11 protein-coding genes are annotated in these 15,721 nt (G+C 71.7%); 6 read left to right on the top strand and 5 right to left on the bottom strand.

Translation table 11 applies throughout. The features are described from left to right. Positions 1–143 precede the first annotated feature (143 nt). A complete protein-coding gene (locus WME75_RS07150) occupies positions 144–2,033 on the bottom strand; it encodes a D-glucuronyl C5-epimerase family protein (RefSeq protein ID WP_437487576.1) in 1,890 nt (629 codons plus the stop codon). Positions 2,034–2,296: 263 nt separating this feature from the next. Here WME75_RS07150 and WME75_RS07145 point away from each other — a divergent pair, with 263 nt between their 5' ends. The 4 genes from WME75_RS07145 to WME75_RS07130 all read left to right on the top strand — a co-directional run bounded on the left by WME75_RS07145 (position 2,297) and on the right by WME75_RS07130 (position 7,678). Then, positions 2,297–3,463 (top strand): RtcB family protein, encoded by a 1,167-nt coding sequence (locus WME75_RS07145; RefSeq protein ID WP_437487573.1) that lies wholly within the window; start codon positions 2,297–2,299, stop codon positions 3,461–3,463. Positions 3,464–3,608: 145 nt separating this feature from the next. Beyond that, entirely contained in the window at positions 3,609–5,408 is a 1,800-nt protein-coding gene (locus tag WME75_RS07140; protein ID WP_437487570.1) for a Rieske 2Fe-2S domain-containing protein, read from the top strand. Between the two features lie 49 nt (positions 5,409–5,457). After that, positions 5,458–6,348, top strand: coding sequence for a serine/threonine-protein kinase (locus WME75_RS07135; RefSeq protein ID WP_437487568.1), 891 nt, complete (start codon positions 5,458–5,460; stop codon positions 6,346–6,348). Positions 6,349–6,358: 10 nt separating this feature from the next. Beyond that, positions 6,359–7,678 (top strand): GNAT family N-acetyltransferase, encoded by a 1,320-nt coding sequence (locus WME75_RS07130; protein WP_437487565.1) that lies wholly within the window; start codon positions 6,359–6,361, stop codon positions 7,676–7,678. 35 nt (positions 7,679–7,713) lie between these two features. On the opposite strand, the gene glgX is transcribed toward WME75_RS07130, so the two are convergent. Both glgX and WME75_RS07120 read right to left on the bottom strand, forming a co-directional pair. Next, entirely contained in the window at positions 7,714–9,843 is a 2,130-nt protein-coding gene (gene glgX, locus WME75_RS07125; protein ID WP_437487562.1) for a glycogen debranching protein GlgX, read from the bottom strand. Positions 9,844–9,913: 70 nt separating this feature from the next. Then, a complete protein-coding gene (locus tag WME75_RS07120) occupies positions 9,914–10,048 on the bottom strand; it encodes a hypothetical protein (RefSeq protein WP_437487559.1) in 135 nt (44 codons plus the stop codon). Positions 10,049–11,017: 969 nt separating this feature from the next. Here WME75_RS07120 and WME75_RS07115 point away from each other — a divergent pair. Beyond that, positions 11,018–12,151 carry a hypothetical protein gene (locus WME75_RS07115; protein ID WP_437487557.1) on the top strand — a complete coding sequence of 378 codons (1,134 nt, stop codon included), beginning with the start codon at positions 11,018–11,020 and terminating at the stop codon, positions 12,149–12,151. A 61-nt stretch (positions 12,152–12,212) separates the two neighbouring features. On the opposite strand, the gene WME75_RS07110 is transcribed toward WME75_RS07115, so the two are convergent. Together WME75_RS07110 and WME75_RS07105 are read right to left on the bottom strand one after the other, a co-directional pair. After that, complete coding sequence (locus tag WME75_RS07110) at positions 12,213–13,400, bottom strand: glycosyltransferase family 4 protein (protein ID WP_437487554.1); 1,188 nt, start codon at positions 13,398–13,400, stop codon at positions 12,213–12,215. A gap of 14 nt (positions 13,401–13,414) precedes the next feature. Further along, positions 13,415–14,533, bottom strand: a complete 1,119-nt coding sequence (locus WME75_RS07105; RefSeq protein ID WP_437487551.1) for a glycosyltransferase family 4 protein — start codon at positions 14,531–14,533, stop codon at positions 13,415–13,417. A 288-nt stretch (positions 14,534–14,821) separates the two neighbouring features. Here WME75_RS07105 and WME75_RS07100 point away from each other — a divergent pair, with 288 nt between their 5' ends. Further along, positions 14,822–15,718 carry a hypothetical protein gene (locus WME75_RS07100; protein WP_437487549.1) on the top strand — a complete coding sequence of 299 codons (897 nt, stop codon included), beginning with the start codon at positions 14,822–14,824 and terminating at the stop codon, positions 15,716–15,718. Positions 15,719–15,721: the final 3 nt, after the last annotated feature.

Below are 15,721 nucleotides of genomic sequence, written 5' to 3'. Positions count from 1 at the left end.
GCCGGCTCTGTCCGGTTTCGACCACAGGAATGGTGCACTCCGCGAGCTCATCCATGGGGCCTCCAGCGCTCGGCCCGGAGAGGCACGCGGGGTCGCGGTCGCGTGGTCCAGAGCCCCACGCGCCCTGCCGGCGCGCGCGTTCGTCAGTCGTCCGGCGCCTCGTCCTTCGGCCCGGACTGACCTGCTGCGCCCTCGTCGCGCTCCTCGCCGTCCTCCTCACCGGGGCCGGCGTCCGCGGCGCCCGCGCTCGCCGACTCCGCCGCGAGCGCCATCCGCTCGGCGAGGGGCCGCTCGGGGAGCGTGAGCAGCGGGCCGCCGCCGAGCTCGCCGATCATGTTGAGGTAGGCGTTCATCGCGTGGCACACCGAGTCGGTGCGCACGTAGCGATCTCTGACGCTCCAGAACACCCCGCCTGCGGCCGCCTGCGGGTTCTTCACCATGAAGGAGTTCTCGGGGCCGTAGGTGTATTGCAAGATCTGCCGGATCGCCGCGACCACCGCGTCCTTGAACCGGTCGCAGCCCGCCATGCCCTTCTGCCGGCAGTGGTGATAGACCTCCGACATCACCTCGGCGAGCCACCCGCTCCCGCTGCTCGACAGCGACCTCTGCCAGCGGCCGTAGCGGTAGGCGTCCTCGGGCCTGCGCCACTGCCGCTTCACGAGGTCGTCGGCGCAGCGGAGGACGGTCTGCTCGATGCGCTGGTCGCCGCTCGCCCTGACGAAGTCGAGCAAAGACATGACCGCCCACGAGCTCGAGATCGGGTTCGGCTTCCTGTAATCGTCGCCGAGGAAGCAGCCCTGCTTGGCGATCCTGGCGAGCAGGAGGTCCGCTGTCTGGGCCGCGGCGTCGAGGTATTTCTTGTTGTTCGTGGCCCGGTAGGTGCGCGACAGCGCCGAGAGGACCTGTCCCGTGTAGAGCGTCGACTCCTTGCCCTGGACCGTCCATGTGCCGCCCTCTTGCCCGGCCAGGGCCGAGCGCACGCTGCCGTCGGGCCGCTGCATCGAGATCAGCCAGTCGGCCGCGATCACGGCGGACTCGAGGTACTTCTTGTCCTTCGTGACGCCGTGGAGCTCGAGCAGCGTGAAGATCGACTTCGACGCCGTGCCGACGACCAGCCGGCGCTCGGGCCGCTTGCGCTCCAGATCGAACGCGTAGAAGAAGGCGCCGGCCGTCCGATCGCGCACCTCGCGGCTCTGCATACCCATCATGAAGCCGGCGGCCTCGGTCGCCTGGCGGAGCAGGCGCTCGTCGGGCTTGTACGCGTGCAGCTTCAGCAAGGTCAGCGCCGTGGAGGCGGTGTAGATCGTGTGGAGCTCGTTCTCGAACCGGTCCTGAGGGGCGTGGTAGTACTTGTGAACCCCCTTGTGCAGCGGATCGATGACGCGTAGCAGATAGCCTTTGCCGTCCTCGATGCGCTTCGCGAGGAGGGCCTTGTCGAGGGCGCGGACCGGCACGATCCCCTGGGTGAGCTCGACGCCCTTCCCCTTCCGCTCGACGCCCTCGACCATCGATTCATGATGATCCGGCAGCTCCACGACGAGCCGCGCGCCGGCGAGCGCCTCGCGCGCGCCGCCCGCCGCGGCCACGGCCCGGCGCGTCGCCTCCTTCAGCGCGACGCAGAGCCCCGCGTCCGACGCCTCCGCGCGGGCGATCTGCTTCCCTTCCTGGAACCCCATCACGACGGCGCGGAAGGGGCGTTTGGACGACAGGGACAGATCGCACGTCGCCTTGTCGCCGCCCGCGGCCACCTGGCGGACAAAGGCGATGGTGCGATCGCGGAAGGTGGCATTGTCGAGCTCGGCGCCCGCGCCGCCGCCCTCCGGGACCTGGATGGCCGGGTCGGGCACCCGGGCCAGATTCGCCGCGATCTGGGCCGCGAAGCGATCGTCGCTCGCGGGCGCGGCGGCCTTGTGGACCTCCGGGGTACCGGTCGCCGCGGCCGGCGCGGCGGCGTCGGGCTTGCCGGCCGGGGCCTCATCGGCGGGCTTGCGGCTGTCGCAACCGAGCGTGAGCGCGGAGGACACGGCGGCCACGGCCGCCAGGGTAGCGAGGGTGAGAGCGCGTGCAGACGGCATGGCCGAGTACCCCGGAAGCAGCGATATCGACGCGTATCAGCAACCCCGGGGCCCTGCAAGGCCGAACGCTGAGCCTCTTACCTACGAGACCACGATCAGCGTGTTCAATCTCTCGGATGCTTTGCCCCCGCAGACGGCGGGGCAGCGCGTCACGACGGACCTGCCCCCCGCGCTGAACGGCCCCCTGCTGCGGGCGCCGCGCCGCGCGCTATCTTGCCGGCATGGGACCCGCGCAGATCAAGGGCAAGAACGTGGACATCAAGCTGTGGACCCGGCCGGAGGAGGTCGAGCGGGTCGCGCTCGACCAGCTGCGCAACATCAGCGCCCTGCCCTGGGTGTTCCACCACGTCGCCGCGATGCCCGACGTCCATTTCGGCAAGGGCGCGACCGTCGGCTCGGTCATCGCGATGCGGGACGCGGTCGCGCCGGCCGCCGTCGGCGTCGACATCGGCTGCGGGATGGGCGCGCTCCGCACGAACCTCACCGCGGTCGACCTGCCGGACGACCTCAAGCGCATCCGGAGCGATCTCGAGCGGGCGATCCCCGTGGGCTTCGCCGCCCACGACGCGCCGCTCGCGGGGTTCGCGGGCCTGCCGCTCTGGGAGGAGTTCGCGAGCCTGACCCCGAAGGTCCAGGGGCTGTTCACGAGGGCGCGCTGTCAGCTCGGCACCCTCGGCGGCGGCAACCACTTCATCGAGCTCTGCCTCGACACGGACGGCGGCGTGTGGCTGATGCTCCACTCCGGCTCTCGCAACATCGGCAAGGAGCTCGCCGAGATCCACATCGCCAGGGCGAAGAAGCTCGCCCACAACCGCGACCTGCCCGATCGCGAGCTCGCTGTGTTCCTCGCCGGCACCCCGGAGATGAAGGCTTACCGGCACGACCTCTTCTGGGCGCAGCGGTACGCCCGCGCGAACCGCGAGGCCATGTTCCACCTCGCCGAGGGCGTCCTCCGGCGGCACTTTCCGCAGCTCGAGCTCCAGCAAGCCATCTACTGCCATCACAACTACGTGGCCGAGGAGGTCCATTTCGGCGAGGAGGTGCTTGTGACGCGCAAGGGCGCGATCCGCGCCGGCAAGGGCGAGCTCGGCATCATCCCCGGCTCGATGGGCACGCGCTCGTACATCGTCCGGGGCCTCGGCAACCCCGAGGCGTTCGAGAGCGCGTCGCACGGCGCGGGCCGCAAGATGAGCCGCGGCGAGGCGAAGCGGCGCTTCACCACGAAGGACCTGGCCGCGCAGACAGCCGGCGTCGAGTGCCGCAAGGACGGCGGCGTCCTCGACGAGATCCCCGCCGCCTACAAGCCGATCGAGCGCGTCATGGAGGACCAGCGCGATCTCGTGGAGATCGTCGCGGAGCTCCGGCAGGTCCTGTGCGTGAAGGGGTGATCGAGCGGCGCGGGTCGGGCGGGGCCTTTTCCGCGCGCGCCCGGGATTCGCGGTCCCTCCCCGCCCTGCTCTCGGCTACCCTGGGCGTCGCTGGCGCGACGCACGCAGTGATCGGATGTGCCGTGCGCCGCCGCGCGGGAAAGCCATGAAGTCGGACTGGATCGATCTGGGCCCTCTCTCCGAGTTTCCGGCGGACGAGCCGGTGCTGCGCAAGGACGACGCCGGGCGGCGCTTCGCCTGCGTCCTCCGGGGCGGCGAGGTCCACGCGCTCGACGATCGGTGCCCCCACCAGGGTTATCCGCTCTCGGAGGGCGCGCTGCGCGGCGGCGTGCTGACGTGCGCGTGGCACAACTGGAAGTTCGACATCGCCTCGGGCGCCTGCGCGTTCGGCGGCGAGCCGGTGCGGCGCTACGCGACGCGCATCGACGGCGATCGCGTGCTGCTCAACCGGGCCGTCGACACCGCGGCCGAGGTGCGGCGCCTCGTCGCCGGCCTGCGCGAGGCGGTCCTGCGCGACGATCCGGCGCGCGCCCTGCGCGAGGGCCTCCGGCTGGGCGCGCTCGGGCTCCACCGGATGGAGACCGGCCTCGGCAGCCTGCACCTCGCGTTCGAGGTGCTCGCCAAGGACGGGGCCGAGCGCGCCGAGCACGGCTTCGATCACGGCCTCGCGCTGCTCTCGGATCTCTGCGCCTGGGTCGAGCGCGGCTGGGTCCCCGCCGAGGAGGCGTTCGTGGTCGCCGCCCACGCGATCGGCGAGGCGTCGGCCCGGCTCGGCCCGCGCGGCAAGGGCGCCGGCAAGGCGACGGGCCGCTCGCCGCTCGTGCGCATCGCCGACTTCGAGCTCGACGAGCCGGCGAAGGTGAGCGAGGCGCTCGCGGCGGAGCGGCGCGACGAGGCCGAGGCGCGGATGCGCGAGCTCGTCGAGGTCCGCGGCACCGCCGGCGCGCGCCGGGCGCTCCTGCCCTTTGTCGCGCAGCACCTCTACGACTACGGGCACGGCGCGATCTTCCTCGCGAAGGCGATCGAGCTGGCCGAGCGGTTCTCGTCCGCGGCCGACGAGCTCCTCGCCGCCTCGACGGTGCAGCTCGCCTGGGCCACCGCCGACACGAGCCTGCCCCCCTTCACCGCCACGCGCGCCGCGCTCGCGCGCCTCGCCGAGCTGCCCCTGCCCGGCTCCGAGGCCTGCGCCGGGTCCGCAGGCGCGGGCGCCGCAGGCTCGGGCGCCGCGGGCGCCGCAGGCGCGGTGCCGCTCGACCCCGCGGAGCGCGCCGCCTTCGAGGCGGAGGTGCTCGCCGGGGAGCGGCCGGCCGTGGAGGCGACCGTGCGCTGGCTCGCGCGCGGCGCCGGCCCGCTCGCGCTGCTCGGCGCGATCGGCCACGCCGCGGCCGTCCGCCTCGCGCGCTTCGATTCGGCCTGGGAACAGCGCCTCGACGCCGAGGTCGGGGTGCTCGACGTCACCCACGCCGTCACCTTCGCGGAGGCGGCGGCCGCGCTCGGCCGCGAGGCCCTCCCGCGCGAGGCCGCGCAGCTCGCCGTGCTCGCCGCCGGCTTCGTCGGCAAGCTCCGCCACGGCGACGCCGCCGCACCGCCCGCGGCGCGAGCGTCCGGCGGCACGCTGCGCCAGGCGGTGGAGGCGCGCGACGTCGGCGGGGCGCTCGCGATCGCGCGGGAGCTCGACGCCGGCGGCCGCCGGCGCGCCTTCGCCGAGCTCGCCCCGTTCGCCGCGTTCGACGCCGCGGTGAGGCCGATCTTCACGGCGCACGCCGTCAAGACGCTCGAGGCGCTGCAGCGGCTCGAGGCGTCCGATCCGCAGCCCGACGGCGCCTATCTCGAGGCGCTGCTCACCTACCTCGTGCCCGTCCGGCGGGAGCTCGGCGTCCGGCGGATCGCGGCCGTCGCGAAGAAGTTCATGTCCGATGGTCGGCCCCCCGAGGGGCTGTACTGAGCCGCACGACAGGTGGCCAGGCAAGGACCCATCATGCATACTGACGTCGATGCGGCTTGAGCCTGGGTCCCACGTCGCGCCGCACCTTACGCTCGTCAGCCTCCTCAGGATGGGGGGTGTCGGCAGTATCTGGGCGGCGCATCACCTCGGGCTCGGCAAGGACGTCGCCGTCAAGTTCATCTCAGCGTCGCTCGCGACCAACTCGACCGCGGTTGCCCGGTTCCACCGCGAGGGCGCGCTCATGGCGAGGATCAAGAGCCCTCACGTGGCCGCGGTCTACGAGCACGGCGTCTCCGGGGACGGCCTCCAGTACATCGTGATGGAGCTGCTGTGTGGTGAGAAGCTCTCCGACCGGCTCGCGCGCGCCGCGCGCCTCTCCCTGCAGGAGACGGTCTCCATCGTCTCGCAGCTCTGCGAGGGGCTCACCGCGGCGCACAGGCTCGGGATCATTCACCGCGACATCACGCCGGAGCACGTCTTCCTCGCCGACGCCGGCGGGAGCACCTGCGTCAAGCTGCTCGATTTCGGGGTGGCCAGGGGAGATGTCGACCCCGACGGGACGACGCTGACGGCCACGGGCGCGGTCGTCGGCAACCTCGTTTACATGAGCCCGGAGCAGTTCTTCGACCCGAAGCGGGTCGATGGCCGCTCGGACCTCTGGTCGGTGGCCGTCATGGCGTACCAGGCGCTCACCGGCGCTCCGCCGTTCGAGCAGAGGGGGCTCGAGGCCCTGCTGGACGCCATCCGTATCGGCATCTTCCCGCTCCCGAGCGAGCGCTCTGCCGACATCACGCCTGCCCTCGACGCGTGGTTCGTCAAGGCGCTCTCCCGCGAGCCGGCCGGCCGCTTCGGCGCGGCCGAGGAGATGGCGGACGCGCTGCACCAGGCGGCCGGCGCCGGACCGCCGAGCCCTGTAGGCGCGCCTTCCAAGGCGGGCTAGCCTGGCCGTCATGGCGCGCGCCCGCACCCCGAGCCGTTCCAACCACGAGCTCGTGTTTCGCAGCGCCCGCAAGGGCGAGGAGGGCACGCTCGCCACGGCCGCCTACCGCGCGTTCCAGGCGGGCGATCCGGAGGCGTGGCTGCGGTATTTCACCGAGCACGCGCACCTCGCCCTCGACAACGTGATCGTCGCGGAGACCGACGGCCAGCTCGTCGGGCACGTCTCCTCGCTCGACCTGACGATGAGCTTCGCGGGCGCGGACGTGCCGTTCCAGGGCCTCGCGTCCGTCGCGGTGCTCCCGGAGTTCCGCCGCCGGGGCATCGCGGATCGGCTCGTCCGCGAGAGCCTCCGCCGCATGCGCCGCCGGGGCGAGGCCCTCGCGCTGCTCCACCCCTTCCGCCTCTCGTTCTACCGCAGGTTCGGCTTCGGCGTCTGCGAGCTCCGGGACGTCGTGCGCACCTCGCCCGACCGGCTCCCGGACTCGGTGCTGCGCCGCCACGTGCGGGCCTTCTCCCGCCCGCGGGACGAGCCGCTCATCAAGCAGGCCTACGATCTCGCGCGGACCGAGACGACGGGCCAGCTGAAGCGGAGCGAGTACTGGTGGGACGTGCGCGTGTTCAAGCGCTCCCAGAGCGGCGCGGTCTACGTCGATCCGGGCTCCAAGGCGATCGCCGGCTACCTGCTCTTCGACGTCCCGGAGGGCGGCGCCTACGGCGTCCAGCAGCTGCTCGTCCGCGAGCTCCGCGCGCCGACGCCGGGCGCTTACCGCGGGCTCATCGGCTTCCTCGGCGCGCTCGGCGACCAGTATGAGGTCGTGGAGCTGGTGCTCCCGCGCGGCTACGGCGCGCCGCTGCTCGACGAGCCGGGCATCCGCGACGAGCCGATCGCGTACGAGACGGCGGCCCGGCACCCCGGCCTGTGCCCGCCCGTGCACGTCGCGCACCGCCGCAACGTCCTCGGCCTGACGGCGGCCGGCGCGATGGGGCGCATCATCGACGTCGCCGCCGCGCTCGCGCTGCACCCGTCGCCGAGGAAGCACGGCGTCCGCGGCGCCATCGGCCTCGACGTCGAGGACCCCGTGTTCACGGACGCGCCGCGCGCCTTCGACGTCACCTTCGCGGCGCGCGGCGTCCAGACGGCGCCCGGCAGCACGGCGGGCGATCGCCTCTCGCTATCGATCGAGCGGCTCACGCAGATCTATTTCGGCGCCACGTCGGCGCGCGATCTCCTGAGCCAGGGCTTCGTGGTGGGCAGCGCCAAGGCGGCCGCGCTCCTCGACGCGGCGTTCGCCGGGCCCCCCCTGTTCCTCGGCGCCTTCAACGGCTTCTGAGGCAACGGCTTCTGAGGCGCGCCGCGCGCGGCCGCTCAGGCGCCGCGCCGGCTCCGCTGGAAGAGCTTGAGGGAGCGCGAGAGCATCGCCGTCTCTTCCCCGCCCTTCCGCGCCTCGGTCGCGGCGTCGTCCTGGGTGTCCACGACGAGCTGCCACGGCCTGGGATCATCGGCGAAGGGGAGGAGGAAGGGCAGATCGCAGGCGGACGCGTTGAGCAGCAGGAAGAAGTCGTCGTCGACAAGCCGATCGCCGGACTCGTCCACATCGTCCAGGCCCTCTCCGGACAGGAACACCCCCAGGGATTGCGTGCAGGGGTTCGACCAGTCCTCGTCGGTCATCAGCTCCCCGTCCGGGCGATACCACTGGATATCGTAGGTCTTGCCGCCGCGGATCGGGCGCCCCTTGAAGAAGGTCGAGCGCCTGAGCGCCGGGTGCTCGTGCCGGATGCGGATGCACTTGCGGGTGAACTCCAGGAGCGCGCGCGACGGCTCGTCCCAGGTCCACGGCTGCCACGTGAGCGGGCTGTCCTGGCAGTACCCGTTGTTGTTCCCCGCCTGCGTGCGCCCCCGCTCGTCGCCGTGGAGGAGCATCGGCGTGCCCTGCGAGAAGAGGAGCGACGCCATGATGTTCCGCATCTGGCGCGCTCGCAGCCGGAGGATCTCGGGGTCCTCGGTCGGCCCCTCGGCGCCGCAGTTCCACGAGCGGTTGTCGTCCGCGCCGTCGCAGTTGCCCTCCCCGTTCGCCTCGTTGTGCTTGCCTTCGTACGAGACGAGGTCGGCCAGGGTGAAGCCGTCGTGGGCCGTGACGAAGTTGATGCTCGTGTACGGCCTGCGCCCGCTGTTCTCGTAGAGGTCGCTGCTCCCCGTGATCCGGAACCCGAGATCGGAGGCGACGCCGCCGGAGCCGCGCCAGAAGTCGCGCAGCGTGTCCCGGTACCGGCCGTTCCACTCCGCCCAGCGCACCGGGAAATTGCCCACCTGGTAGCCGCCGGGCCCCACGTCCCAGGGCTCGGCGATGAGCTTCACCTGGCTGAGCACCGGGTCCTGGTGGATGATCGTGAAGAAGCTCGAGAGCTGGTCGACGTCGTGGAGGCCGCGCGCCAGCGCCGCCGCCAGGTCGAACCGGAACCCGTCCACGTGCATGTCGAGGACCCAGTACCGCAGCGAGTCCATGATCAGCTGGAGCGTCTGCGGGTGACGCACGTTGAGGGTGTTGCCGGTGCCGGTGTAATCGAAGTAGTAGCGCTCGTTGCCGGGGACGAGCCGGTAGTAGGTCGGGTTGTCGATGCCGCGCAGGCTCAGCGTCGGTCCGAGGTGGTTGCCCTCGGCCGTGTGGTTGTAGACGACGTCGAGGATGACCTCGATCCCGGCGGCGTGGAGCGCCTTCACCATCTCCTTGAACTGCCGGACCTCGGACGCCACCTCGGCGCCCGCGCGGTAGCCCACGTCCGGCGCGAAGAAGCCTATCGAGTGATAGCCCCAGTAGTTCCGTAGCCCCTTGTCGAGCAGGAACTTCTCGTGCACGAAGGCGTGCACGGGCAGCACCTCGATGGCCGTGATGCCGAGATACTGCAGGTACCCGAGGATGGCCGGGTGGGCGATGCCCAGGTAGGTCCCGCGGAGCTCTTCCGGGACCTCCGGGTGCAGCATCGTCAGGCCGCGGACATGCGCCTCGTAGATGACGCTGCGGTGGAACGGGATGCACGGGCGCTGCTCTCCGGTCCAGTCGAAGGAGGGGTCGATGACGACGCCGAGCGGGGGGCCGAGCGCCTCGTCCTCGGCCATCACGAGGTCTCCGTCGGGCTCGCCGCTGCGGTGGGCGAACCCGTTGGCCTCCCATCGGACCCGCGACGCGAGCGCCTTCGCGTAGGGATCGAGCAGGCGCGCCCGCGGGTTGAAGCGCAAGCCGCGCTCCGGCGCCCAGGGGCCGTGCACGCGATAACCGTACTTCTGACCGGGTCCGACGTCCGGCACGTAGACGTGCCAGACCATCGAGGTGCGATGACGCACCGGCAGGCGTTGCTCGTTCCCCTCGTCGTCGACGAGGCACAGCTCGACCGCTTCAGCGTTCTCCGAGAACAGCGCGAACTGCGTTCCAGCGCCGTCCCACGTTGCGCCGAGCGGGTACGGATCCCCGGGTCGCAATCGCTTGCGCTTCTGATTCATGCAGGTCTCCAGGCCGGGAGTGGGCCCCCCCGTCTTCGGCCTTGTCGAGATGGTCTGTGTGAGCGATGGGCTAGGCCACGTGCGTGCGGCGGCTGCGCATGACGTCGCTCACGGCGTCCGCCACGCTGCGCGCCATGCCCTCGGCGATGCGGAGGGTCTGGGCCTGGTCCCCTTCCGGGGTGCAGAACCTGAGGCTTTCGATCATGTCGGCGAGCCGCCGGGCTAGCTCGCACGCCTCAGCCATGGAAGCTGATGATTCGAGGGAGGCCCTCCGCTGGGGGAGGGAAACCAGATCTTCGGTCGGCGTCATCGGGGTTGAAATCATGCCTGGCTCCTTCGATATCAGTGATGCCTACAATCGGCTACCACGAAAAGCAGACATCATGCCAGCGCGATTCCGGTAGGGGCGCTCACCGCGGACACAACAGCCACGGGTCACGCGGTGAAGCTGGATCGAACAAAATCGCCACAGGTGGGGCAAATTGTCGCCCACAAGAGCTGTCGAGCGGCACATTGGGCAGCCAGATAGCAAAATTGCAAGTACATTGCGCATCGCCAGGGCGAGCGTGCGCCAGTGGCTGCCCTGGACGGCCTTGTCACCTCTGCTGGGACACGCTTGGGCTTCAGACCGCCTGCGCACACCTCGGCGTGAGGCCGCGTCGAACGGGCGAGCGGGCGTGTTGTAAGCGCTCGTTACCAGCTCCTGGCCGAGCTCCTGGCGACACGCCGGCCGGGCGCAGCCATCCTTGGGGGACGGCGGGGCGCTCGGACCCGGCGCGCGCCCTCCGGCCGGGCCCCGCGACGAGCATGGCGACCACGACGACCGCCGCCGGCGCCGGCGGTGCGCCGGCATCGCCGTCGAGGGGCCGCTGCGCGCCTCGTCCAGATCCCTTCCGGGCACCTCGGTCGCCGTTTCAGTGCTCTTTAGTCTTGACTCGGGCGCCCGGAGCGCCTCGCGCGGCCCTCTGCGCCGCTCGCGCCCTGCAGACCGGGGCGGGCAGCCGCTCGCGCACCTCTGTGGAGGGCTGGCCGCGTGAAGCCGCGTGCAACCGGAGAGGCCGTCTCGATCGCGGCGTCGACCCCGAAGCCGCTATAGCAGTGCCCGGGGGGCCCGGGTTAGTATCCGGTCCGCCGCGGCGGTCGCCGGTCCAACGCGCCGCGGTCGAGAAAGCTCATGATCGGAACACTCCAGGCGAAGCTCCAGTATCTCAGGAACAAGAACCTCCACAACTGGCTCGGCGGCTACGCCCGACAGAGGATCGAGAACGCCCGCAGTCCGCGTCCGAGCGGCCCGCGGCACCTCCTCTTTGCGGTCTGCGATCACTGGGAGCCAGGGTGGGAGAACGCCACACCGGAGGTCGGCGACGCGCGGGTGAGGGCCTGGTCAGAGCGATATCCCGAGATGGCCGGCGCCTACCGCGACGCGGACGGCCGGCACCCGCGCCACAGCTTCTTCTTCCCGGGGGAGCAGTACACGCCCGGGTGGCTCGACGCGCTGGCGGATCTCACGCGCGGCGGCTTCGGCGAGGTGGAGCTGCACCTGCACCACCACAACGACACGGAGGAGAACCTGCGCGCGGACATCCTCAGATACCTGGAGATCCTCGGGAAGCACGGGCACTTCTCGCGCGACGCGGACGGGCGCATGCGATACGGGTTCATCCACGGCAACTGGTGTCTGGCGAACTCCGGGCGGGACTCGCGGAACTGCGGAGTCGACGCGGAGCTCCCGCTCCTCTTCGAGACGGGCTGCTATGCCGACTACACGTTCCCGTCGGCCCCTGACGAGTCGCAGCACGGCATCGTGAACCAGATCTACTGGCCGACCGGCAACCTGGCGCGCCGGAAGGCCCACACCGTGGGCGCCCGGGCCAAGGTCGGCGAGATGCTGGAGGACCGGCTCCTCATGATCGAGGGTCCGCTCGCGCTCGCGCTGACGCGCCGGGGGAGCCGGGTGCGGGTGAGGATGGAGTACGGCGCGCTCCAGGCGATCGATCCGCCGACGCCCGACCGGGTGAAGACATGGGTGGATCAGAACATTCACATCGAGGGGAGGCCCGAGTGGGTGTTCGTCAAGGTCTACACGCACGGCGCGCCCGAGGATCAGGCGGAGTCGCTGCTCGGCGCGGGGAGCCACACGCTGCACCGGGAGCTCACCACCCGGTACAACGATGGTAAGGAGTGGGCGCTCCACTACGTGACCGCGCGCGAGATGTACAACATCGCGATCGCGGCGCTCGATGGCAAGACGGGCAATCCCGGAGACTACCGAGATTACCGGCTGAAGCCGCCCCCCTGCGCGAGCTGACGCGCCGGGCTCTCCGCCAGACAGCGCCGCAAGCCCAGGGGCCGGGCAGCCTGGCAGCGGCTCAACCTGCCCCGCGCCGCTCGCCGAGGACCTCGCCCAGGAGCGCGTGATAGCGATCCCCCACGACGTCCCACGAGAGCGCCCCCACGCTCCCCCGCAGCGCCTCCGGATCCCACGCCGTGTCCAGCGCCCGGATCAGCGCGCTCCCGAGCGCTCCGGGGTCGCCGGCAGGGACGAGGAGGCCGTTCCCGCCTTGCCCCTCGCGCACGAGCTCCGGCACGCCGCCCACCCGGGTCGCGACGACCGGGCGGCCCGAGGCGAGCGCCTCCAGGACGACGTTCGGGCAGCCCTCGCGGCGGCTCGGCAGACAGAACACGTCGCACGCCGCCATGTACTCCGGGATCTCCGCGGGCAGCGCCCAGCCGAACAGCCGCGCGCGATCCCCGAGGCCGAGCGCGCGCACCCGAGCGCGCAGCGGCTCGAGCAGCTCGCCGCCGCCCACCATCATCAGGTGAACGTCGCGGCGGCCCGCCGCGGCGAGGCGCCCCATCGCCTCCACGAGGACGTCCACGCCCTTCTCGGGCACATGGTAGCCGGCGTAGAGCACCACCTTCGCGTCGGCCGGCAGGCCGAGGCGCTGCCGCGGGGCGGCCCGGTCCCGGATCGAGAACCGCGCGCCGTCGACCGCGTTGAGCTGCACCACGACGCGCTCGCGCGGCACCCCGAGCTCCACCACGCGCTCGCCGAGCGCCCCGCTCACCGCCACCACCCGGGCGCAGCGCTGGAGCGCCGGCGCGATCTGCGCCCGCAGCACGGCGTTCCTCGGCTGCTCGTTGATGTCGCTGCCGAGCACCGTGGTGACGAGCGGCACCCCCGCCTCGCGCGCGAACGCCGCCGCGGCGACCGTGTCGGGGTAGGCCCACGCGGCCAGGATCACGTCATAGGGGAACTCGCGCCGCAGCCCGGCCATCGTGCCCCGGAGCGACGCGTGGATCGCCCGCGCGTGCAGGCGCGGCAGCCCCGGGATCGACCAGTAGGTGGGAAACAGCGCGTCGATGCCGGTGTGCGACTCGCGCGCGCCGCCGAGGAGCTCCCGGGACGCCCCGCGCGCGCGTGTCCACCAGGGCGTCGGGCCCACGAGCCTGAGCTCGCAGCGGCGCGAGAGCGCCCGGTACGTGTGATAGCTGTACGGCGCCATCGTCGGCAGCCGCATGGAAGGGTAATGGTGGGTGAAGACGAGGACCTTCATCGCGCGCTCGCCTGTCACCTGAGGCCGAGATAGAGCTGCTCGTATTTGCGCGTCATCTTCTCGAAGGAGAAGTCGTCGCGGACCCGCGCGTGCCCTGCCTCGCCGAGCCGCCGCGCGAGCGCCGGATCCCGCGCGAGCCGCTCGATCGCGCCCGCGAGCGCGCCCTGGTCGTCCACCGGAACGAGCAGGCCGTGCTCCTCGTTCCGCACCACCTCCGGGACGCCGCCGACCGGCGTCACCACGACAGGCAGGCTGCGCGCCATGGCCTCGAGCACCGCGAGCGGCAGCCCCTCATCGCGCGAGGGCAGCACGAAGAAGTCGGCGGCGAGGAGCAGATCGGGCACGTCCTTTCGGAACCCGAGGAAGCGCGCCTCCTTGCCGTGGATCCCGAGCTCCCTCGCGAGCCCGTGGATGCGGTCGCGCTCGTCCCCGTCGCCCACGATGAGCACCGTGACCGCGACGCCGCGATCCCGCAGCCGCGAAAGCGCCCGGAGCAGCACGTCGTGGGCCTTCACCGGATGGAACGCGGCCGGCATGATCCCGAGGAACGCGCCGCCGGACAGGCTCGCAGGCTCGGACTGGGCCGCTGGCCCGGCGCCGAAGCCGAGCTCGGCGCGCACCTCCTCGCGTGTGCGCCGCGCCGGGGTGATGTCGATCCCGTTGTGAATGACAGAGATGTTGCCGGCCACGCCCACGGCGCCGCTCTTGTCGGCGGTGTCCTGCGAGCAGCCGACGACGGCGTCCGTCGCGCGCCACTCGAAGCGCGAAGGAACGCGGATGATCCCGCGCGTCTGGGCGTGATCGGTGAAGACGAGCCGCGCCCGCGTGAGGACCTTGCCGACGGTGGCGTAGTGGAGCGCAGTGGGGTTATGCGCATGGATGACCTGCGGCCGCGAGCGCGCGAAGGCCAGCGCCGCGTGCGCTACCCGCGCGGGCAGGCGCCCGCCCAGCACGGTGACCGGCAGCGCCCGCTGGCGCGCCAGCTCCGCGAGCGGCCCGCCGCGCAGCGCGAGGATGGAAGCCTCGTGGCCGTGGCGCCGCTGCGCCTCGGCGAGGCGCAGCACGAAATGCTCCATGCCTCCGCCGTTGAGGCTGCTCACGACATGGACGATCCGCAGCGTCGAAGTCCCCATGGAGGGTTGCTACCCGAATCGGGTCTCCTGTTGAAGCGCAAACCGCGCCGTGTACCGTCACCTACGCTGACAACACGCCTCACCTGAACGCCGGCGATCGTGACGTTTGGCGCTCCGTCGCGCCGACTCGTGCTCGTGGCATCTCGTTGCTGCTCGTGCTGCTCGTTGCGGCTCGTCGTTGCTCGTCGCTGATTGATGGAGCCGCAGGTCGCTCGATACATCCTACCACCTCGCCTCGCCGTCACCGCGCCTTTTGATTTGGCGAGCGGAAGCGGCTACTAGACGGGCATGAACCCTGAACTTCGGCGCGCCCTGGACCAGGGCCTGCGCCGCGTGCCAGGCATGAGCACCGCGACGAGGTTGCTCGCCGTGCGGATCGAGACCGTCAAGGCGCTCCTCGCGCGCCGGCTCGACGAGAACCCGCTCCCCGTGTCCGACGCCGTGACCCCGAGCGACATCCCGTCGGTCGCCGAGCTCGGCCCGGGGGACAGGGTGCTCGCCGAGCTCGATCAGGACGGCTTCGCCTTCGCGATCCACCCGGCCGACGTGCCCTTCTTCAACCGGCGGAGCGAGAAGATGCCGCGCCTGCGCTACCGGCTGCACGTCGTCTTGCGCCGCGGGTACGTGTGCGTGCGCAAGCGCTTTATCGGCCAGCCGCGGAACGCGCCCGTCGGCGCGCACCTCTCCGCCCTGCTCGGGCTCTTCTTCTACAACGAAGCGGCCGCGCTCCTCCGCCTGCGCGACCTCCCCAGCGTCCCGAGGATTCGCGATCTCCACCTCACCACGCGCACCCTGTTCGTCGACTACGTGCGCGGCCAGACGCTGCAGCATCAGGTCGCCGAGCGCGGGCAGAAGGTCCTCGACATCGACCTCGCGCCGCTCGGGCAGCTCTTCGATCCGGAGCGCGATCGGCGCGAGATCGAGGCGTTCACGAGCGGCGGCGGCGAGGCACACCGCGGCCGTATCGAGGAGATCGTCCGGGCGATGAACGCGCGCGGCGTCGCGCCGCTCGACGTCAAGCTCGGCAACGTGCTCATCGGCGAGAAGACGGGCGCCCTGTACTGGATCGATTTCGAGCGGGCCGCGCTCGACGGCACCCCCCGCTACCGAGAGCAGCTCGCCGAGCACCATGATCTCGTGAATCGGTGGTTCGGGCTCTCGCTCCCGGGCGACAGCGGGGCGTGAGGC

This window comes from Sorangium sp. So ce1014, assembly GCF_051521505.1.
Taxonomy (GTDB): Bacteria; Myxococcota_A; Polyangia; order Polyangiales; family Polyangiaceae; genus Sorangium.
This window is presented reverse-complemented; position numbering and strand designations above follow the sequence as displayed.

Coding starts and splice junctions, on each gene's coding strand:
- WME75_RS07145 (WP_437487573.1), top strand. CDS start 2,297: ATGGGACCCGCGCAGATCAAGGGCAAGAACGTGGACATCAAGCTGTGG.
- WME75_RS07140 (WP_437487570.1), top strand. CDS start 3,609: ATGAAGTCGGACTGGATCGATCTGGGCCCTCTCTCCGAGTTTCCGGCG.
- WME75_RS07135 (WP_437487568.1), top strand. CDS start 5,458: ATGCGGCTTGAGCCTGGGTCCCACGTCGCGCCGCACCTTACGCTCGTC.
- WME75_RS07130 (WP_437487565.1), top strand. CDS start 6,359: ATGGCGCGCGCCCGCACCCCGAGCCGTTCCAACCACGAGCTCGTGTTT.
- glgX (WP_437487562.1), bottom strand. CDS start 9,843: ATGAATCAGAAGCGCAAGCGATTGCGACCCGGGGATCCGTACCCGCTC.
- WME75_RS07120 (WP_437487559.1), bottom strand. CDS start 10,048: ATGATCGAAAGCCTCAGGTTCTGCACCCCGGAAGGGGACCAGGCCCAG.
- WME75_RS07115 (WP_437487557.1), top strand. CDS start 11,018: ATGATCGGAACACTCCAGGCGAAGCTCCAGTATCTCAGGAACAAGAAC.
- WME75_RS07110 (WP_437487554.1), bottom strand. CDS start 13,400: ATGAAGGTCCTCGTCTTCACCCACCATTACCCTTCCATGCGGCTGCCG.
- WME75_RS07105 (WP_437487551.1), bottom strand. CDS start 14,533: ATGGGGACTTCGACGCTGCGGATCGTCCATGTCGTGAGCAGCCTCAAC.
- WME75_RS07100 (WP_437487549.1), top strand. CDS start 14,822: ATGAACCCTGAACTTCGGCGCGCCCTGGACCAGGGCCTGCGCCGCGTG.